This window comes from Pseudoalteromonas sp. N1230-9, from assembly GCF_032716425.1.
Lineage (GTDB): Bacteria > Pseudomonadota > Gammaproteobacteria > Enterobacterales > Alteromonadaceae > Pseudoalteromonas.
Map to the genome: position 1 here is coordinate 2,293,802 of NZ_CP090419.1, position 19,451 is coordinate 2,313,252.

At 41.7% G+C, this 19,451-nt stretch carries 13 protein-coding genes and 15 tRNA genes; 10 read left to right on the forward strand and 18 right to left on the reverse strand.

The window, feature by feature from the left end:
* Positions 1-42: 42 nt before the first annotated feature.
* The 11 genes from LY624_RS10650 to LY624_RS10700 form a co-directional block, all read right to left on the reverse strand.
* Complete coding sequence (locus LY624_RS10650) at positions 43-1,188, reverse strand: ABC transporter permease (RefSeq protein WP_165381476.1); 1,146 nt, start codon at positions 1,186-1,188, stop codon at positions 43-45.
* A gap of 5 nt (positions 1,189-1,193) precedes the next feature.
* Entirely contained in the window at positions 1,194-2,120 is a 927-nt protein-coding gene (locus tag LY624_RS10655) for an ABC transporter ATP-binding protein (protein WP_341802966.1), read from the reverse strand.
* A complete protein-coding gene (locus tag LY624_RS10660; RefSeq protein WP_130150686.1) occupies positions 2,117-3,064 on the reverse strand; it encodes an HlyD family secretion protein in 948 nt (315 codons plus the stop codon). The genes LY624_RS10655 and LY624_RS10660 overlap by 4 nt, the downstream gene beginning before the upstream one ends.
* Positions 3,065-3,256: 192 nt before the next feature.
* Positions 3,257-3,332 (reverse strand) — tRNA-Glu (locus LY624_RS10665).
* A gap of 258 nt (positions 3,333-3,590) precedes the next feature.
* Positions 3,591-3,666: transfer RNA gene (locus tag LY624_RS10670), tRNA-Glu, on the reverse strand.
* A gap of 78 nt (positions 3,667-3,744) precedes the next feature.
* Positions 3,745-3,820 (reverse strand) — tRNA-Glu (locus LY624_RS10675).
* A 169-nt stretch (positions 3,821-3,989) separates the two neighbouring features.
* Positions 3,990-4,065 (reverse strand) — tRNA-Glu (locus tag LY624_RS10680).
* Between the two features lie 78 nt (positions 4,066-4,143).
* A tRNA-Glu gene (locus tag LY624_RS10685) sits at positions 4,144-4,219 on the reverse strand.
* Between the two features lie 78 nt (positions 4,220-4,297).
* Positions 4,298-4,373: transfer RNA gene (locus tag LY624_RS10690), tRNA-Glu, on the reverse strand.
* Positions 4,374-4,502: 129 nt separating this feature from the next.
* Positions 4,503-4,578: transfer RNA gene (locus tag LY624_RS10695), tRNA-Glu, on the reverse strand.
* 39 nt (positions 4,579-4,617) lie between these two features.
* Positions 4,618-4,693 (reverse strand) — tRNA-Ala (locus tag LY624_RS10700).
* Positions 4,694-5,340: 647 nt separating this feature from the next.
* Here LY624_RS10700 and LY624_RS10705 point away from each other — a divergent pair.
* The 10 genes from LY624_RS10705 (at position 5,341) to LY624_RS10750 (ending at position 11,386) form a co-directional block, all read left to right on the forward strand.
* A tRNA-Val gene (locus LY624_RS10705) sits at positions 5,341-5,416 on the forward strand.
* A gap of 36 nt (positions 5,417-5,452) precedes the next feature.
* Positions 5,453-5,528: transfer RNA gene (locus LY624_RS10710), tRNA-Val, on the forward strand.
* A 26-nt stretch (positions 5,529-5,554) separates the two neighbouring features.
* A tRNA-Val gene (locus LY624_RS10715) sits at positions 5,555-5,630 on the forward strand.
* 38 nt (positions 5,631-5,668) lie between these two features.
* A tRNA-Val gene (locus tag LY624_RS10720) sits at positions 5,669-5,744 on the forward strand.
* 43 nt (positions 5,745-5,787) lie between these two features.
* Positions 5,788-5,863: transfer RNA gene (locus tag LY624_RS10725), tRNA-Val, on the forward strand.
* A 113-nt stretch (positions 5,864-5,976) separates the two neighbouring features.
* Positions 5,977-6,052: transfer RNA gene (locus LY624_RS10730), tRNA-Val, on the forward strand.
* A gap of 24 nt (positions 6,053-6,076) precedes the next feature.
* Positions 6,077-6,152: transfer RNA gene (locus tag LY624_RS10735), tRNA-Val, on the forward strand.
* 265 nt (positions 6,153-6,417) lie between these two features.
* Complete coding sequence (locus tag LY624_RS10740) at positions 6,418-8,052, forward strand: response regulator (protein WP_341802967.1); 1,635 nt, start codon at positions 6,418-6,420, stop codon at positions 8,050-8,052.
* Positions 8,053-8,075: 23 nt separating this feature from the next.
* Positions 8,076-9,440 (forward strand): extracellular solute-binding protein, encoded by a 1,365-nt coding sequence (locus tag LY624_RS10745; protein ID WP_341802968.1) that lies wholly within the window; start codon positions 8,076-8,078, stop codon positions 9,438-9,440.
* A gap of 74 nt (positions 9,441-9,514) precedes the next feature.
* Complete coding sequence (locus LY624_RS10750; protein WP_341802969.1) at positions 9,515-11,386, forward strand: ATP-binding protein; 1,872 nt, start codon at positions 9,515-9,517, stop codon at positions 11,384-11,386.
* Here LY624_RS10750 and msrB read toward each other — a convergent pair.
* The 7 genes from msrB to LY624_RS10785 form a co-directional block, all read right to left on the reverse strand.
* Positions 11,383-11,826 (reverse strand): peptide-methionine (R)-S-oxide reductase MsrB, encoded by a 444-nt coding sequence (msrB, locus tag LY624_RS10755; RefSeq protein ID WP_130150679.1) that lies wholly within the window; start codon positions 11,824-11,826, stop codon positions 11,383-11,385. The genes LY624_RS10750 and msrB overlap by 4 nt on opposite strands.
* A gap of 64 nt (positions 11,827-11,890) precedes the next feature.
* On the reverse strand, positions 11,891-12,334 hold the full coding sequence (locus LY624_RS10760) for a hypothetical protein (protein ID WP_341802970.1): 444 nt from the start codon (positions 12,332-12,334) through the stop codon (positions 11,891-11,893).
* 1 nt (position 12,335) lies between these two features.
* Positions 12,336-12,827: a DUF2919 domain-containing protein gene (locus tag LY624_RS10765; protein ID WP_130150677.1), complete on the reverse strand. Its 492-nt coding sequence runs from the start codon at positions 12,825-12,827 to the stop codon at positions 12,336-12,338.
* On the reverse strand, positions 12,827-13,171 hold the full coding sequence (locus tag LY624_RS10770) for a DUF3392 family protein (protein WP_062569962.1): 345 nt from the start codon (positions 13,169-13,171) through the stop codon (positions 12,827-12,829). Before LY624_RS10770 ends, LY624_RS10765 begins: the two co-directional genes overlap by 1 nt.
* Positions 13,164-15,185, reverse strand: coding sequence for an NAD-dependent DNA ligase LigA (gene ligA / locus LY624_RS10775; RefSeq protein ID WP_130150675.1), 2,022 nt, complete (start codon positions 15,183-15,185; stop codon positions 13,164-13,166). Before ligA ends, LY624_RS10770 begins: the two co-directional genes overlap by 8 nt.
* 84 nt (positions 15,186-15,269) lie before the next feature.
* Positions 15,270-16,010 carry a cell division protein ZipA gene (gene zipA, locus LY624_RS10780; protein WP_130150674.1) on the reverse strand — a complete coding sequence of 247 codons (741 nt, stop codon included), beginning with the start codon at positions 16,008-16,010 and terminating at the stop codon, positions 15,270-15,272.
* A gap of 36 nt (positions 16,011-16,046) precedes the next feature.
* A complete protein-coding gene (locus tag LY624_RS10785) occupies positions 16,047-19,448 on the reverse strand; it encodes a chromosome segregation SMC family protein (RefSeq protein ID WP_341802971.1) in 3,402 nt (1,133 codons plus the stop codon).
* Positions 19,449-19,451: the final 3 nt, after the last annotated feature.

The window sequence follows — 19,451 nt, forward strand, 5'->3', positions numbered from 1 at the left end:
AAATTATCTTTAGTTAAGCACAATTGTTAAAAATTGCCTAGTTTAATCAAGGGTTTTCTTAAACCGGAAGGCAGCAACCGCTAAACCAAAAAACGTGAAAGCTGTTAGCCAAAGTAAATCGCTGCTCATACTTATTAAATTGACATCTTTTAACACTATTCCTCTTATTAACCTTAAATAGTGAGTTGCAGGTAAGCACTCAGCAAGCCACTGGGCCACCTTTGGCATGCCTTCATAAGGAAATACAAAGCCCGACAATAAAATCGAGGGTAACAGAATGAAAATTGTCATTTGCATTGCTTGAAGCTGGTTTTTAGCGATGGTCGAAAGTACTAAGCCAAGCACTAAACTGGCACATATAAAAGCAAAGGTTGCGACAACCAATGCGACTAAACCACCTCCAAAAGGAATATGAAACAAAAGCTTACCCATACCTAATATAATAAATAACTGAATAAAACCAATGAAGATATAAGGCACCACTTTACCGATCATTAATTCAAGTGAGCTTAACGGTAAGGTGATTAAAAGCTCCATATTACCTCGCTCTTGTTCTTTAACAATGGCAGCAGAGGTAAACATAATCATGGTCATGGTTAAAATGACAGCAGCTAAACCTGGTACAATATTCACCGCTGAGCGTTGCTCTGGATTATAAAATAAGGTCGTCTCAAAGGTTGGGTAAGTTCTATTCGCAGGCTTATCGAGAAGCTCTGCAAGCGGCATATTGCGCAGCGATTTTATGCTCGACGCTACCATTGTATCTGAGCCATCCACTAACCAATGTGCAATTGGCCTGACCAACGACTCATTACTGCCATCAGGCAAACCAAAACCAACGGTTGGGTGCTGAGCAAGTCGGTTTGCCACATCGTGGGGTATAAACAGCACAGCACGCACTTTCGCACTGGCGATTGCTGTTTGTGCCTGCTCAATACTGTCGTAATAATCCGTCACTTTAACTACATTTGTCGCCGATACTGTTTGTACTAAAATGCGACTGAGGGCGGTTTGGCTATGATCGACCACTGCAACAGGGATATCTTTAACGTTGGTGTTAATAGCGTAACCAAATAGAATCAGTTGGATAAGGGGGATCATCACCACCATCGCAAATGTCATTCTATCGCGGCGTAATTGTAATAATTCTTTGCTTACAATTGCTTTTATCCGGCTTAATGAAGTCATAATATTCATTGTCTGCCCTGCCCTGTACAGGTGACAAACACGTCTTCAAGGCTTGGACGCACACTATTTACTTGCCACGTATCCTGACAGAATGATTGCTGCTTTATGAACTCAACGGGGTCTTGAACATCTTTTTTCACTAATACTCGCAGCTGTGCACCTAACTGAGTTGCCGAGATAACATGGTCGATTGTTGCGAGTTGTTTTTTTAATTCTCTGGTTTGCGCCCCTGCGATCTCTACAACATGAGCGTGCATGTCTGTCATTAATTGCTTTGGAGAGCCATCCGCGCGTTTAATACCAGATTCTAAAATGGCTAAACGATGACAACGCTCAGCTTCATCCATGTAATGAGTGGTGACTAATATCGTGGTACCGGCATTACTTAAATCAAACAGTGTTTCCCAAAAATCACGGCGATTTTGTGGATCGACTGCCGATGTTGGTTCATCAAGAAATAAAATTTTCGGTTTATTAATCACTGCAGCAGCCAGTGCTAAGCGCTGCCGTTGGCCCCCACTCATACTTCCAGCCATTTGATCGACTCTTTGATCAAGACCATAAGTATGGAGCAATTCGTCAATTCTTTGTTGTTTTTGCTGCTTTTTAAACGGGTAAAGCGCCGCCATGAACTTTAGGTTTTCAAGCACGGTCAAGTCACTATAAAGTGAAAACTTTTGCGTCATATAACCAAGTTGTGTTCTGAGCTTTTCAGCATCTTTTGGCAGACTTAAGCCAAGCACATTGATATCACCAGAGGTTGGCTTCAATAGCCCCGTAAGCATACGGATTGCGGTCGTTTTACCACAGCCATTAGGGCCCAAAAAGCCATAAATTTGCCCTTGTTCAATGTCTAGATCAAGGTTATCAATCGCTTTTAAATCGCCAAATTGTTTTACTAAACCTTTGGCATGGATCACCGATTCAGTCATGGCATAATCACTTGAGCAGGTACGCCTGTCGGTAAATTATTTTCACTTGTCGGTAGTGTTACCTCTGCAAGATACATTAATCGCGCACGCTCTTCCTGATTAAGGGCATAAAAAGGCGTGAACGCAGGCTCTGTGGCAATCCAGGTCAGTTCACCCTGAATATCTTTATCTATGCCATCGACACGAACCGTAAGTGTCATGCCCTGATTAAGCTTGGCACGATATGGTTCAGGGATATATACGCGCGCGTATGGTGCGCTGTTTGCTTGAATTATAACGACTGGGCTGCCTTTGGTAACTCGCTCACCTACGTGCCACGGTAAATTATCGACCCTGCCAGCACGCATCGCTTTAATTGTCAGATCTGAGAGGTATTTTTGCTGTACTTTTAGTTCTGCTTCTGCCGCCTGAACTTGCGCTTTCGCACTATTAATATCTTCAACGCGAGAACCATTTGTTAACTCATTTAAGTTCTGCTTTGCTGATTCTAAATTAGCGAAAGTCTCATCTCGTGCAGCGGTTGCACTGTCTAAGGTTTCTTGGCTTGCGAGTTTATCTTTAACTAAGGTTTTTGCACGGCGAAAATTAGCTTCGCTTTGCGTATATGCAGCATTAGCTGCTGCTACTTTGGCTGATGCGGCAGCAACTTCTTCGGGGCGAGCACCATTCAAGGTTTTATCAAGAAATGCAGTGGCTTGAGCTAGTTGAGCTTGTGCTTTGGCAACAATCGCTTGTTGTAGCTCGGCATCGAACTGTGCAATCACCTGCCCTTTTTCGACCAACTGGCCTGCTGAAACGGGTAAATCGATCAGTATTTCGTTAGTCGTTGCAGGATGGATCACACGCTCACGCTCAAGCGTTCCTAGCGCTACTCCCTCATTTGAGTCTGAGCAAGCAGTAATGACTAAAGAAATTAGTATGAGTACAACACGTTTAGCTAACATTTTAATTTCCTTATGGTTAGCTGATGAGTTGCTAAATACTATAAAGTATTAAAATGATCTGTAAAAGTGATCTATAGGAATTAAAGTTTTAAAAATATATGGAGAATAAGGAATATTAAGTTGAAAAATCTTAGTTCTATTTGAAATGATATATAGATAGTCTTTCCAACACATCAACTTACTTAAAGTAAGTGGCGTCCCCAAGGGGATTCGAACCCCTGTTACCGCCGTGAAAGGGCGGTGTCCTAGGCCTCTAGACGATGGGGACGCAGAAATTGGTTTGCAAATCACTGATTTGCTATTTCTGCGTAAGATGAGACCGAGCCTGCGAGGCGAATGGCCTTAGCTTATACAGAAAGTTTCTGTGTCACTAGGACAACTGAATAGTTAGACTCGATTCAGACGAGCTTTTAATAACACAACACTTTTAGTAAGTGGCGTCCCCAAGAGATTCGTACTCTTGATAACGTCGTGCATAGATTGCGCGGTGTTCACCGCCCCACTACACATAACCTACTTGAATAAGTGGCGTCCCCAAGGGGATTCGAACCCCTGTTACCGCCGTGAAAGGGCGGTGTCCTAGGCCTCTAGACGATGGGGACACAAAATGTGTCACTAGGACAACTGAATAGTTAGACTCGATTCAGACGAGCTTTTAATAACACAACACTTTTAGTAAGTGGCGTCCCCAAGGGGATTCGAACCCCTGTTACCGCCGTGAAAGGGCGGTGTCCTAGGCCTCTAGACGATGGGGACACAAAATGTGTCACTAGGACAACTGAATAGTTAAACTCGATTCAGACGAGCTTTTAATAACACAACACTTTTAGTAAGTGGCGTCCCCAAGAGATTCGTACTCTTGATAACGTCGTGCATAGATTGCGCGGTGTTCACCGTCCCACTACACATAACCTACTTAGATAAGTGGCGTCCCCAAGGGGATTCGAACCCCTGTTACCGCCGTGAAAGGGCGGTGTCCTAGGCCTCTAGACGATGGGGACACAAAATGTGTCACTAGGACAACTGAATAGTTAAACTCGATTCAGACGAGCTTTTAATAACACAACACTTTTAGTAAGTGGCGTCCCCAAGGGGATTCGAACCCCTGTTACCGCCGTGAAAGGGCGGTGTCCTAGGCCTCTAGACGATGGGGACACAAAATGTGTCACTAGGACAACTGAATAGTTAAACTCGATTCAGACGAGCTTTTAATAACACAACACTTTTAGTAAGTGGCGTCCCCAAGGGGATTCGAACCCCTGTTACCGCCGTGAAAGGGCGGTGTCCTAGGCCTCTAGACGATGGGGACACAAAATGTGTCACTAGGACATTAAATGATAGTTTGACTCATATCGGAGTTAAGGTTACTAAAATAACATGCAAGTACTCGAGACTAACATATTTATTTTCTTGGCATTGCTCACTTACTTAGAGTAAGTGGCGTCCCCAAGGGGATTCGAACCCCTGTTACCGCCGTGAAAGGGCGGTGTCCTAGGCCTCTAGACGATGGGGACGCAGAAAACTGCAACCCTAGGACAAACACTATGCAAATCTGGTGGAGCTATGCGGGATCGAACCGCAGACCTCTTCGCTGCCAGCGAAGCGCTCTCCCAGCTGAGCTATAGCCCCGACTTGCATACACACTACCAATTAACCTTGGCTGTGTATCGCTGAGTGCGGGGCGCATTCTATGCAGCCCCCCAAATAAAGTCAACAGTTTTTTATCGATGTTTATTTAAATGATTTAAATTTCAACAAGCTGACTAAATAACAGGCCATCGAGAAGATATTTTAAACACTTTGACAAATATCGATACCTTTTCATGATCAATGCGTGAGTTTGCATTGTCGATGCTCTTACTCGTCTGTATACGTAGTTATAAAAGGTATACATTTATATGCAAAATAAGATTAAGAAAAAATAGCCGTTAAAATAGCACTCTCCCCTACTGGGCTGCTTAACACTTTTAATGCAGCTTAGATTATCTGGTTTCAGAGCCCTCACTATTTTTTATAATTTGGGCAAACTAGCTATAACCGAGCGATCTTTTCGTATATATAAAAAGTAAAATATAAAGTTGAGCCTTTTATTGCTTACTTATCATCTAATAAATAACTAAAACTGTGCAATTGTTCATCAAAACACACACAAAGCCCATGTGATTGTTTATAAAAGCTGCACCTAACACATTTTTACTCATTCAAGTGTTGACACATTTACAACTCTATCTATAATAGCGCCCCACAACAACGCAGCAATGAGTTGTTTTAGATATGGGTCGTTAGCTCAGTTGGGAGAGCATCGCCCTTACAAGGCGAGGGTCACTGGTTCAAGTCCAGTACGACCCACCATTATTCACTAATGGTATTCATATCTAAATTCTTAATGGGTCGTTAGCTCAGTTGGGAGAGCATCGCCCTTACAAGGCGAGGGTCACTGGTTCAAGTCCAGTACGACCCACCATTAAGAAAATATGCTGTATGTAATATGGGTCGTTAGCTCAGTTGGGAGAGCATCGCCCTTACAAGGCGAGGGTCACTGGTTCAAGTCCAGTACGACCCACCATTTTAAAAATGGTGTTTCATATTACAAAAAATCTAAATGGGTCGTTAGCTCAGTTGGGAGAGCATCGCCCTTACAAGGCGAGGGTCACTGGTTCAAGTCCAGTACGACCCACCATTAAATAAATTTTGATGGTGTTTTCATTTAGATTAATCTTCGCGGGTCGTTAGCTCAGTTGGGAGAGCATCGCCCTTACAAGGCGAGGGTCACTGGTTCAAGTCCAGTACGACCCACCATTTACTTTTTGAAGAAAAGAGCATCGCAACTCTTTACAACGGAAAGGCTCGGTGGTTAAGTTCAGTAAAGCCCACCATTATCAAATAATGGAATGCGAAGAAAAAGATTATATGGGTCGTTAGCTCAGTTGGGAGAGCATCGCCCTTACAAGGCGAGGGTCACTGGTTCAAGTCCAGTACGACCCACCATTTAATCTTAAAAAATTTATATGTGGGTCGTTAGCTCAGTTGGGAGAGCATCGCCCTTACAAGGCGAGGGTCACTGGTTCAAGTCCAGTACGACCCACCACATATAAGCCCTCTTCATAAAAAAATCTTTACACATTTAAAAGCATCGCCACTCTTTACAAAACACAGGCTCGGTGGTTTGGCTCCAGTACGACCTAACACATATAAACATTTAACAGCTTTTCAATACCTGAAATTTAAATACTGAATTAAGCCATTATTTAGCATGAATTATCAGTCCTAATTATACTAAACCTGCAAATTGCCTTGTCAGCAGCTAGACTGTTTATTATAGTCACCTTTAATATCACTCGGTCGCAAGTCCAATGCCTACAAAGATTTTTTCGAAAGCTAAAATATTAATAGTGGAAGAGCAGCCGCTAGCTCAAAGCTATATGAAACAATCTCTTGAAGGGTTAGGTTTTCGTCAACTTCGCTTTGCTGAACACGCAATAGCTGCCAAGGAGCAATGCCAAGTTGAACAGTTTGATTTAATTGTTTGCTCATTTAATTTAAGCAAACACCAAGATGGTTATCAGCTCTATGAAGAGCTAAAAGTAAAACGTTATATTAAAAGCTCAACTGGGTTTATTTTTATTTCAGCAGAGACAAGCGGCTCATTAGTTCATAGTGTATTAGAACTACAGCCCGATGACTTTCTTGTTAAACCATACACAATTTACGAACTCAAAAACCGTATCGAAAAAGTACTCATGCGTAAATACCATTTACAGCGTGTGTACCAACTAATTGATGACGATAACGACTCTAAAGCAATTAAGCACATAGACGAGCTATTACAAAATAAGAGTAATACTTATAGTGCTATTTTGTTACGGTTAAAAGGTAATGCCCTACTCCGCTTAAAGCGTAATGAAGATGCAAAAGCTTTCTTCAAGTCAGTACTCAATATTCAAAAATTTACATGGGCTAAAGTGGGCTTAGTTGAAGCGCTTATCGCGAATAACGAACATATTCTCGCTCAGCGTATGCTCAAAACGATGTTACAACGCAATGAAACTCGCTTAGTCGCACTCGATTTACTCGGTCGCTTGGAGGTTAAACTAAACCAATTTGACGAGGCTCAAGCTTTCTTCAGTCAGGCTGTTAATATTGCTCCCCGTAATATTTCTCGCCAAAAAGCACTCAGTCACGTTTCCTTGCTTAATCATGATTATGAGAAAAATTACCTAACACAAAAAGACATTGCCAATTACGCGAAACACTCTATTCATGATCACCCTGATGTTTATTTAAATGCCGCACGCGCAGGCATCGACTTTGCGCTTACGACAGATCAAAGCGATCAAGTTAATCGTATCTCAAGGCAAACTAATCAATATTTAAATGATTTAAAGCAGCAGTTTCCGAACAGTAATAACCAAACTCAAATTGATGTTTTAAATGCACGATTACACTACTTAAAAGATGAACATCAAAAAGCAAAAGCACTGATTGAACAGCTTGATGAAAGTGATACGCAAATTCGCTCCGTCGACGGAGCACTTGATAAAGCAAAAGCTTTTCACGAACTTGGCTTTCATAACAAAGCACAAATGCTTTTTAATCAAATAATTACTCATTGCGAGCGACACCCATCTGTCAGCGACCCTGTTTATGTACGCTATATTCAACAGCAACAAACAGAGCGTCGTGACATCAAAATGGGTCCGAAAGAATTAAACAATCACGCTGTTTCGCATTTTAATAAAGGTCAGCTCAATGTTGCACTCGAAGCATTTACACAAGCTTTTAGAGTCATGCCTAAAAATGCCAGCATTGCTCTAAATCTATTACAGTGTTTATTTGATAACAATGGACAAGGTCAATCCTTCAACCTTGTACTTGCCAAAAAATGTTACCGCTTGCTAAGTAAGCACGCGCTTGAAGATGAGCAAGCCGCGCGTTTTGAAAAAATAAAAGCCCGCGCAGCAAAAATGAACCTACAGCTTACTGATTAAAAACTGATTTACAGGGGCTTCTTTTGAAAACGTATTTAAAACACTTTCTTTTTTTAATCACTTTACTGGGCGGTATTAATACGAGTGCCTCATCAGAGCTACAACACTGGCAACAAGCAAAGATCAATTGGCAAAGTGAAGCTGGTAGCCATATAAACATATTAGCTGATGAGCAGCCTGCTTTTATGGCTTTAAAGCCTTATATTCCTCTATTCGAGAAGCTAACTGGTATTTCTGTCGGCTTTCACCCACTTGAGCAATCTCAAATGCGTATTAGACGCCACCAAGATTTAAGTGAAGGGCTTGGTTTATATGATGTTCACCCAATGGGAATTACTTTTTTAGGTGAAGCACAAAGTCATGGCTGGATTGAGCCCTTAGCACCCTATTTAGAAAATCCACTAATTACCGATAAAAGCTGGTATCAATTAGAGGATATTAGTGAACGAAGTCTTGCGCTCTGCCGCATTAATGGCGCACTGTATTCACTTCCTTTTGATTTTTCTGCGCCAATTTATTTTTATCGAAAAGACTTATTTACACGTTTCAATCTTAAAGTCCCCGATACGTATGCAGATCTATTAAAAACAAAAGTAGCATTACAACGCGCTATTGATACTGATCCTCAATTAAAGGGTATGCACGCATTTGCCTCTCGCACCTTACCTGGTGCAGGATTAAACACATGGACTATTTTACCTATTATGCGCGCTTACGGTGCACAGGTAATTAATGAACATGGGGAATCAGAGTTTGATCGCCCTGAAACAGAAGATGCCTTAAAGATGTATCGCAATTTAGTAACTGGCTATGGCACACCAGACAATAGCCGGCTTTTACATTTTTATGAGTTGCGAAACCAGTTTAAGCAAGGAAAGCTCGCATCCGCTTTTTTAGCCTCACATTTCTACAATGAAATTGATACAGCGGAAGAATCCGATATTTGGAATAAATGGGAAGCGGCCCCTTTACCAGCGGGCCCTGTTGCGCGAGAAACCTCTCCTTGGGCTTGGGCGTTTACAATTAATGCTCATTCAAATAATAAAACAGCTGCGTGGTTATTCATTCAATGGGCGACAAGTGAACAAACAGCCTCATTATTAAGTACTGGCGGCTCGCCCCCACGAAAAAAAGTATGGCACGAAAAACTGTTCACTCTTGTCAACAAACCTGGCTTTAATAACACTATGCTATGGGTATTTGATCACGCCACACCAGATCGCTTACAAGCAGGCATGGTTGAATTTCCGGTTATCGGAAAAGTCATTTCATATACATTTAGTCAAATCTTTTATGGTGCAGATATTAAAGAATCAATAAAAGCCACCCATGCTAAAATTAACGCCGATATGAAGCAGTTAACGTCAAACAGAGCGGTTCAACAATGAGAGTCAGTATTGCTCATAAAATTTTGATGATTATAGGTTTTACCATCACTCTAATTTTGGGGGTGAGCACTTCTATGCATGTAGTTGAGTTAAAAGAACAGACTTTACTGAATATGAGTGAGAAAGCCGATGCGATCGTTTCACCTATGCTCTCAGAAATCGACAATTTAACGACCGATAACACCATTGGCAGTTGGGTTTTAAAGATTCAGGGGATCACGTTAAAGAATATCTTAAAAAACAATACATTTGATGATCTTCAAACCATTTATTTTATTGATCAAAATAACTTTATTGCAGCTCACCCCGACACATCTAAAATTGATACGCTAGAAACAAATCAAGTAATACTCAAGCAACTTAAGCCAAATCAAAATACCATCGTGCCTTTAGATCAACAATACGCTGTTGCCGTACCCATTGATAACCATCAAGGTGAGAATATAGGTTACGTTATTGTGACCTTTTCAGACAAAGACTTGGCCCTAAAAACAAAATCAATCATTAGTAATGCAATATCTTTATTTGCAATTTACCTACTTGCTGCGATGATCATTGCCTATATCATCATCAGGCGAATTATCTTACAGCCTGTAGAGCAACTTGTAGAGTTTTCTCATGCTGTTACCACAGGTGATTTAAACTGCCCTATCAATATTAAAAGCCAAGATGAAATTGGTACCCTAGCAAGTGGCTTTAAGATGATGCGCGCGGCGGTAAGGCAGCAGATCAACAGCATGCATGAACAACACAGTCAATTAGAAGAAACCATCGCTAAGCGCACACAAGAATATATTGATGCGAAGGAGCAAGCTGAACAATCTAATCAAGCCAAAAGCCGCTTTTTAGCAAATATGTCACATGAGTTAAGAACACCACTCAATGCGGTGCTTGGGTTTAGCCAATTACTACAAGACAGTGAAACAGACAAAAACAAGCGTCGCTACTTAGAAGCAATATCAATTTCAGGTAGTTCACTACTCAATGTTCTTAATGATATTCTTGATTTGTCAAAAATTGATGCTGGAAAAATGCAACTTGATATAGATCGCGTCGAGATCCCGACTATCTGTCATGAATTAAACATGATGTTTTTGCAATTAAGTGCCCAAAAAGATCTCGACTTTAAAGTGACAGCTCACCCTGGCTTCAAAACCCCCGTATTACTTGATAGCAATAAAGTACGCCAAGTACTGACAAACTTAATCAGTAATGCGATTAAGTTTACCTCACAAGGGTGTGTCGATGTGTATTTCGACTTCAAGCCTCATGATGATGAAAGTCATATCGATATTGCTATTCATGTTAAAGACACGGGCAAAGGCATTCCTAAAGATCAGCAAGATTTAATCTTTAATGACTTCGAACAAGTTCAAGGTCAGCGCAGTTCAGAGTTTGGGGGAACAGGCCTTGGATTAGCAATTTCACTACGTTTTATTAAATTAATGGGTGGCGAGTTATCGGTATTGAGTGAAAAAGATAAAGGCAGTGAGTTTATTGTATCAATTCCTAATGTTGAACTTGCGGAATCAATGGCCGAGGTAGAGCATCGTAACTACCCTGCTATTTCAAGCTACCACTTTAACCCTGCGCGTATTTTAATTGTCGACGATATCCCCTACAACAGAGACTATTTAGAGTCATTTTTATCACGTTGGAGTTTTACTATAGATACCGCTATAAATGGAGAAGACGCACTTAAAAAGATAGAACAACAGCAACCGGATTTAATAATCATGGATTTAAAAATGCCGGTAATGGGTGGGCTAGAAGCATGTCAGTTAATTCGTAGTGACGACCGTTTTAAACACATTCCAATTATCGCAGTAACCGCATCCTCGTTAAAAGATGAAAAGGCACAATCGAATATTCTAACTGACTATATAATCAGTAAACCAATATACCGAGAGCACCTTATCTTTATTATTGCCCAGTACTTAGATTAGTCGCATTTTTTCATGGCAATAGCATTCATACAATAACGAAGGCCGCTCGGTGCTGGGCCATCAGGAAAAACATGGCCTAAGTGCGCATCGCACACATTACAAACCGCTTCTATACGTTGCATTGCGTGGCTGTTATCCACAATATAAGCAATACTTTCTTTACTGCTTGGTTGCGTAAATGAAGGCCAACCAGTACCACTGTCAAATTTTTCATCTGCGTCAAACAGCAAATTATCACAGCATACACAAGCGTATTTACCAGGTTCGAATAAAGTACATGAATCGGAGCTGTGTGGGCGCTCTGTTCCTTTTAAACGTGTCACATAAAAGGTGTGTTCATCTAACTGTGACTGCCACTCAGAGGCGCTCTTTTCGACTCTGCGCGGCGGAGTCGGATTACCAGTTTGTGCGAACGTTAATATATCTTGCCAAGTTAACATAAGGCCCCCTCAAGATTTAAAGTATGCCAAGACACTACATCAAAAAGCTAAGGCTCGGCAAGCCTTAAGATGTTATTGTAATTTTCTGCCGTTCACGCGCTGATAAAATGATATGAAGATGTGAAATTATTTCAGCTTTAGAGACACTCAGTACTGCATGCAACCGTTGTGAGTTAATGTCTTCGATAACAATACTTCCCTCACCGACACTGATTGTTTTGATTTGCCCTATTAACACAAATTCGGCTTTACGTTTAAAATCAAATAATCCCGCTAGGCTTATTAAAGCAAGCTGATTAACATCTCGCTTGATTAACTCTTCAACTGGGTTTCTGTTTTTAAATAAAGGAGTAACTCGGTACAACGCAGAGCTTGTTATCACACACCAAAAAATAACAAACAATGAAAAAAGAGCACTATTCCACAGTGGTGTGACAAGCCATAAAAGCAGTAAAACGAGCGAAATTGCCACTGAAATTTTAGCTAATAGCTTATTAACACGAAGCATTTTATTCTCCTTTTTTAATAATTGGATCAGGCCAATCATTAAAAAATACGCTGAGGTAACGACTTTTCAGTAAGTACAACAACACCCATAATACAATTACCATTTGACACGCTAGAAACAATGAAAATTGATAATGACTATGCGCTGCTTGATATGTAAGCCAGCCTAGATCAATAATTGCACATAAAATTAATGGCCAACGCATAAAACGCCATATGCTTGCGAGTCGCTTTGCGCTATCAGGGTTATCTTGTGGTCGTCTTAAACAAAATATAACAGCAGGTAATAAAGCAATGGCCGCAATACCGATAGAAAAAAAGAAATCAGACTTACTGCTAAAAAATAACGACATAATATCTAAATCAGGGCGACGACTCAGCGCCGCCATAATCCAAATAAAGTAACTGCGTAAAAGTACTAATAAAGATAAATGAAAAGCTATAGGCGTTCTATATGCTCCGTATTTATCCCAATATTCAGGCCCATAACGCATTACAGTTGATTCTTTCTATCAGCGATAATACCCAATACTAAGAAGGCAGCTGTGAGTGTCAAAGCCAACCATTTTACACCCAACAGCATAAGCAGCTTGCTCAAGTAAGGGGTAATAAATACAACCAATAACCCCATACCGAACCCTGTGACTAACACAAAACACAGAATACGTATAATGAAGTGACGACGTGCCACAAAACGCTTTGTTATTTTAATGATATCGTCCGCATAGAGAGATAAAAAACAAACCACTAACAATAACGAAATATTATATAAGTGAGGCTGCAACCAATGACCTAGAGTTAATGCAAGCGACGACATTGCCTGTAAAAAACTATCCATTGTGTTCACCTAGTAATGCGATTAAATCGGCTTCAGTTAAAATATCAATTCCTAAATCTTGTGCTTTAGTCAGTTTAGAACCGGCTTTCTCACCAGCAATTAACGCATCTGTTTTTGCTGAGACACTTCCCGATACTTTTGCACCTAATGCCTGTAAACGCGCTTTTGCGTCATTACGGTTAAGCTCACTTAGCGTACCTGTTAGAACATAAGTCAGCCCTGCTAATGGCTGCGCATCTTCACTTGGAGCACTCAACGCAGGCCAATGAATGCCCTGCTCTATAAGTGCATTAACAACGTCCATGTTATGCTCTTCACTGAAGAAACCACGTACATGTTTAGCAACAATCTCACCAACATCACTGACTTCGGTCAATGCATCAACGCTTGCTTGAGTTATTTTTTCTAGGGTTAAAAAGTGGTTTGCTAAGTTTTGTGCTGTCGCCTCACCCACTTCGCGAATACCTAATGAATATAGAAACTTGGCTAACGTTGTTTGCTTAGCGTCTTGCAATGCGTTGACTAAATTCTTAGCAGACTTAGGTCCCATACGCTCAAGTGATTCAAAATGACCCTGCTTAAGGATAAATAAATCAGCAGGCGTTTTAATCAGTTCACGGTCAACTAACTGGTCAACAATTTTGTCACCTAAGCCATCGACATCAAGCGCTTTACGTGACGCAAAATGCTTAATTGCTTGCTTACGCTGCGCTTGGCAAACTAAACCACCTGTACAACGAGCTACCGCTTCGCCTTCAATGCGCTCCACATGCGAATCACAAATTGGGCAAGTAGCTGGAAATTCAATCTCTTTGGCATCGTCAGGGCGGCGCTCAAGTACAACCTGCGTAATTTGTGGAATAACATCACCTGCACGGCGAATAATCACGGTGTCGCCTATTTTAACGCCCAATCGGGCAATTTCATCGCCATTGTGAAGCGTTGCGTTAGACACAGTGACGCCGCCTACAAAAACGGGCTCCAAACGAGCAACGGGGGTAATTGCACCGGTGCGGCCTACTTGAAACTCAACATCGAGCAGTTTAGTTACTTCTTCTTGGGCAGGAAATTTAAAAGCAATTGCCCAGCGTGGTGCACGTGCAACAAAGCCCAAACGCTCTTGTAATTTTTTATCGTTTACTTTGATCACCACGCCGTCAATTTCGTATTTTAATTGTTCGCGACGAACTAAAATATCTTGATAATAGTCGAGCGCGGCCTGTTGACCTTCAACCAGCTTTGTTTCAGGGCAAAGTGGTAAGCCCCAATCCGTCAACTTAGCAAGTTGTTGGTAATGATCTTCCGGTAACTGACCATCAGCAACCAAACCTGTGCTGTAGGCATAGAACATTAATGGGCGTTTTGCTGTTACTTTAGAATCTAGTTGGCGTAAGCTTCCTGCCGCTGCATTACGAGGGTTAACAAATACTTTTTCACCACGCTTTTGAGCTTCAGTATTAAGCTTTATAAACCCAGCGGTATCCATAAATACTTCACCGCGAACCTCAAGCTCTGCAGGAATATCATCACCACGTAACTTAAGCGGCACATTTCGAATCGTTTTTACGTTCTGGGTAATATTTTCACCGACCATGCCATCGCCGCGAGTGGCTGCTTGTACAAGCACGCCATTGCGATAAATAATTGATACGGCTAAACCGTCAAGTTTTGGCTCACAACAAAATGTCAGCTCGTTATTATTCATAACACGTTCTTTAATTCGGCGATTAAAGGCTGCAAATTCTTCCTCAGAAAACGCGTTATCAAGTGACAACATAGGTACTCGGTGCGTTACTTGCTCAAATTTATCAAGTGCTGCACCACCCACCTTCTGGGTAGGTGAATCAGGGCTTTGAAATTCTGGATTCGCTTGTTCAAGTGCACTTAGCTCACGCATTAAACGGTCGTATTCTGCATCAGGAATACTGGGTGCATCCAGCACATAGTAATTATGGTTGTGCTCTTCTAACTGGGCACGTAATTGAGTAATTTGCTCAAAGATAGGGCTGGACATGAAAACCTCAAAAATCTACATAAAAAAGCCACTTAAACGAGTCATCGCCAAGTGGCCTAAAATACAAAAAATGTGCAACGACTATTATGCTGAAAAGCTTCTTACTTTCTCAACATACTCTCTCACACTGTCAACCGTCATTTCTTCACGGTTGCTATTTAAAATAGTTGCACCAAATTCATCAGCAAGTTTTTTAGCTGCGCTGTGCAACATATTAAAGGCACTTAAGCCATCGCCTTCACATGGTAAGGTCATAAATAAGCTTACCCCTGCGGTACTAAATTGTTCCATATTATCAATATCGAATGTACCAGGGTTATACATATTCACTAATCGGAACAACACAGGCCCCGTACCCGCAGGGTCTAGGTGACGATTAAAGAAGCCTTCTTCTGAATATTTGAAGCCAAGCATATTAACAGCAGGTAGCAATTGGCTGCCTTCCATCGATAAACCTTCAGGCATTTGCAAGTGAACAATAATAAAGTCAGTTGGTTGCACTTCTTGTTGCGGCTCATCAGTAACAGATTCAACCTCTGATGGCTGTTCTTCTTCGACTGGCTGCTGCTCGATTTCAGGCTCAAGCTCGCGCTGCTCATTCTCAGCACTAAAGCTTAAATCACCAAATTCAGGTTCATCGCGTTCTTGAACAACAGGCTCTGGTGTATCTTCGACACTTGGCGTCGGTTCGTTAGGTTCGACCCGATCTTGCTGCGTAACCTCTGGATTGTCTTTTTTCCGTACAGACCAAAGTCCGTGTATTAATAAACCACCAATCACAAACACACTGATTACGATTAAAGCCCATCTTAATTCTTCGGCCATCCCCTCACCTTTATTATTTGATCTGCCTAACTAAATTTATGCATGTGCCATTTGCACTGCTTGTTCAATATCTACAGCAACCATCCGAGAAACACCGGGTTCAGCCATAGTTACACCAGTCAATCTGCCTGCCATTTCCATGGCAATTTTATTATGACTAATATAAATAAATTGCACCGATTGTGACATCTCTTCTACCAAACGGCAAAAACGACCCACGTTCGCATCATCCAATGGCGCATCCACTTCATCTAGCATACAGAATGGAGCTGGATTGAGCCTGAATATTGAAAACACCAATGATAATGCGGTCAGCGCTTTTTCTCCACCACTAAGCAGGTGAATTGTCGAATTTTTCTTGCCTGGTGGCCTTGCCATGATGCTCACCCCACTTTCCAGTAGATCATCACTGGTCAATTCAAGGTAAGCACTACCGCCACCAAACACTTTGGGGAATAACTCCCCAAAGTCAGTGTTTACTTGTTCAAACGTCGCCTTGAAACGATTTTTTGTTTCTCGGTCGATTTTTTGAATCGCCCCTTCCAGGGTATTTAATGCTTGTGTTAAGTCATCAAGCTGCTGATTTAAATAATCGCTACGTTGTTTAGCCTGCTCAAACTCATCTATTGCCGCTAAATTCACCGCGCCGAGCTCATTTAAAGCTTGCGTGGTTTTTGTAAGCAAAGTTTGCATGCTATTTAAATTGGCATTGTCAGGCAGTTCTTCAAGTACTGTTTTTAAATTTTGTTGCAGTTCTTCAAGTGGCTCTAAAGCCGCTTGTGCTTTAACGATTAAACTTTGCTCATCCAGTGCCAATGCTTGCAGCTGCTCTTGCAACGTCACCAACTCAGATTGCGATGATTTCAGCGCTATTTGCTTATCAGCAAGCTCCTTTTTAGCTTGACTCAATGCCGCTTGCAAGTTTTTCAGCTCAACGTCACTTTGTTGATGCTTTTCAAGCAATAGCATAATTTGCTCTGCTACTTCTTCAAGCGGTATCACTATCTCTTCTAGTTGCTCGGTGAGCTCTAATACAGCTTCACTGGCAGCACTTTGGGCGGCATTAGCATGCTGAAGTTTGGTTTCGCTAAGTTGACACTCACTGCGAGCTTTTTGTTCGGCCAAATTTGCTTGATGTGCTTGCGTTTTATATTGCTCAAGCTGAGAAGCCACTTGGCGATAGTTGTTATTTGCCTCAGTTTGTTGATGTTTCGCCTGCTCTAACTCAGTTTCAAGTTCTAACTGCTGCTCTAACAATTGCTCAAGTAAAGTCTGCTGCGTTTGTTGCTGTTGGTCGGCATTTTGCTTTTGCTCAGCCAGTAACGTTTGACGCTGTTGTAACTTAACACGCTGGTTTTGCCACTGCGTTTGCTGCTCTAGCAACATATCGCGGCGAGTACTGGCCGATGCAATCTGCTGAGCCGCTTGGTGAATTCGTTCTCTGTATTGCTCTTTGTCAGCGGTGAGCGTTTTTTTATGTGCTAGATGCTCATTTAACAATTGCTGCTTAGTTTCTAGTTGCTCGTTGAGCTCTTCATCTAACTGCTGTGCATCGCTAAGCTGAGCATGTTTTAAAAGCAAAGAATTGTCGGTGTCTTTATTAGCACCGGTATGAAAGTTACGACCATGTATACAGCCTTCTTCATCAATCACTGCCAGCCAATATGGATCCGCTAAAATAGCGTCATCAAAACAAGGTTGAAATGCAAACCGTGCTAATAAGTCAGGGTAAGCACCCGATTCGATATAATTTGCTAATGACTCTTTTGGTAGCTCAGCATTATTAGTTACAGACCAAACACTATTAGGCTCTTTATGTTGACTGACCTTTAGATGCTCAAGGCCAAGCAAAGCTTGCTCAACTAACGGCTCAAAGCCAGCAGCCACTTTTAACTGTGCTAATAAAGAAACACTCCCGCTGTCGGTTTGCTCTGATAGCAAAGAATTAAGCGCAGCTATGCTGGCTTTGTTTTCATTACTGTGTTGTTGAACCCGTTTAAAGTCTTGCTCTAAGTGCTGTTGCTCTTTATCCGCTTGTTCTAGACTCTGAGTGAGCTTATTTAGCGCACTTTGTTGCTGCGCAAGCTCTTTTGTCAATGTTTGAATATGCAGGTGTTGCTCAGCAATTTGCACTGCAACTGGGGTCGCTTCTAGCTCACTAATTTCAGCGGCAAGTTGTGTCTGCTGGGTTTCAAGTTGTGCAAGAGTCTGGGCAAAGTGAGCCTGTTGACTCTTTGCAACATTAATATCACTACTATGAGCTTGATTTTTCTGTAAGGTGCTTTGATATTGCTCATTGGCACTTTGCGTTTGTTGCTGCTGCAGAGCGACTTGCTCTTCAACCTCTGCAACTTGCTCAGCGCACAGCAAACTTTGCTCAATCGCTTCTTGTAGCTGCTCTTGTAAAATGGCAGCAGAAGCGTGTTGCTCTTCTTGCAGCTCTTTATTTTGTAAATGCAATTGTTGCTGTTTGATAAGGTTTTGGCTAAGTGTTTGCTGTTGCTGCTTTAAACTGATCTGTTGCTGTTCTTTGCGGGTTAACTCTGTATGAGTTTGATGCTGAGCTTGCTGGGCATCTTGCAGTTTCTGCTGCTCAAGTTGCACCTGATTTTCAAGACTTGCTAAAACATCATCGTGGCCAGAATGCGCTTCTCTAAAGAACTGAATTTGCTCTTTAAGTTTATTGATTTGCTCAGCTTTATCAATTTGTTGTTGGTGTAACTTCTGCCACTTCAAAACCGCAATTTTCCCTTTTAAGGTACGTTCTGTGGCTTTTAGCTCTCGGTATTTTTTTGCATCGACTGATTGCACTGCAAGCTTATTGAGCTGTGTTTGCAACTCTTGCCTTACATCAAGCAATCGTTCAAGGTTTTCGCGGGTACTTTTAATGCGTGTTTGCGTCTCACGACGACGCTCTTTGTATTTTGAAACTCCCGCAGCTTCTTCTAAAAACACACGTAAGTCAGCCGGTTTGCTCTCTATTAAACGCGAGATCATGCCCTGCTCAATAATCGCATAGCTGCGCGGGCCAAGACCCGTGCCTAAAAAGATATCGGTAATATCACGCTTACGGCATTTACTGCCATTTAGAAAATAAATTGACTGACCATCTCGGGTCACTAAGCGCTTGATCGCCACTTGGTTTCGATCAGCAAAGGTATTCGGTAGATGGCCACTGGTGTTATCAAACACCAACTCAACAGAGGCTTGTGAAATAGGTTTTCGATTAGTTGAGCCGTTAAAAATAACATCGGTCATGGCATCGCCACGTAAGTTTTTAGCTGAGCTTTCACCTAGCACCCAACGCACTGCATCGATGACATTTGATTTGCCACAGCCGTTCGGGCCGACAACACAGGTCATCTGATCAGGAAATGGGATCTTAGTGGGTTCAACAAACGATTTGAAACCCGCTAATTTTATGGTGCTTAAGCGCATCTA

Excerpts from the sequence above, each read along its gene's own strand:
- LY624_RS10650 (WP_165381476.1), bottom strand. The coding sequence starts at position 1,188 with ATGACTTCATTAAGCCGGATAAAAGCAATTGTAAGCAAAGAATTATTA.
- LY624_RS10655 (WP_341802966.1), bottom strand. The coding sequence starts at position 2,120 with ATGACTGAATCGGTGATCCATGCCAAAGGTTTAGTAAAACAATTTGGC.
- LY624_RS10660 (WP_130150686.1), bottom strand. The coding sequence starts at position 3,064 with ATGTTAGCTAAACGTGTTGTACTCATACTAATTTCTTTAGTCATTACT.
- LY624_RS10740 (WP_341802967.1), top strand. The coding sequence starts at position 6,418 with ATGCCTACAAAGATTTTTTCGAAAGCTAAAATATTAATAGTGGAAGAG.
- LY624_RS10750 (WP_341802969.1), top strand. The coding sequence starts at position 9,515 with ATGCATGTAGTTGAGTTAAAAGAACAGACTTTACTGAATATGAGTGAG.
- msrB (WP_130150679.1), bottom strand. The coding sequence starts at position 11,826 with ATGTTAACTTGGCAAGATATATTAACGTTCGCACAAACTGGTAATCCG.
- LY624_RS10760 (WP_341802970.1), bottom strand. The coding sequence starts at position 12,334 with ATGCTTCGTGTTAATAAGCTATTAGCTAAAATTTCAGTGGCAATTTCG.
- LY624_RS10765 (WP_130150677.1), bottom strand. The coding sequence starts at position 12,827 with ATGCGTTATGGGCCTGAATATTGGGATAAATACGGAGCATATAGAACG.
- LY624_RS10770 (WP_062569962.1), bottom strand. The coding sequence starts at position 13,171 with ATGGATAGTTTTTTACAGGCAATGTCGTCGCTTGCATTAACTCTAGGT.
- ligA (WP_130150675.1), bottom strand. The coding sequence starts at position 15,185 with ATGTCCAGCCCTATCTTTGAGCAAATTACTCAATTACGTGCCCAGTTA.
- zipA (WP_130150674.1), bottom strand. The coding sequence starts at position 16,010 with ATGGCCGAAGAATTAAGATGGGCTTTAATCGTAATCAGTGTGTTTGTG.
- LY624_RS10785 (WP_341802971.1), bottom strand. The coding sequence starts at position 19,448 with ATGCGCTTAAGCACCATAAAATTAGCGGGTTTCAAATCGTTTGTTGAA.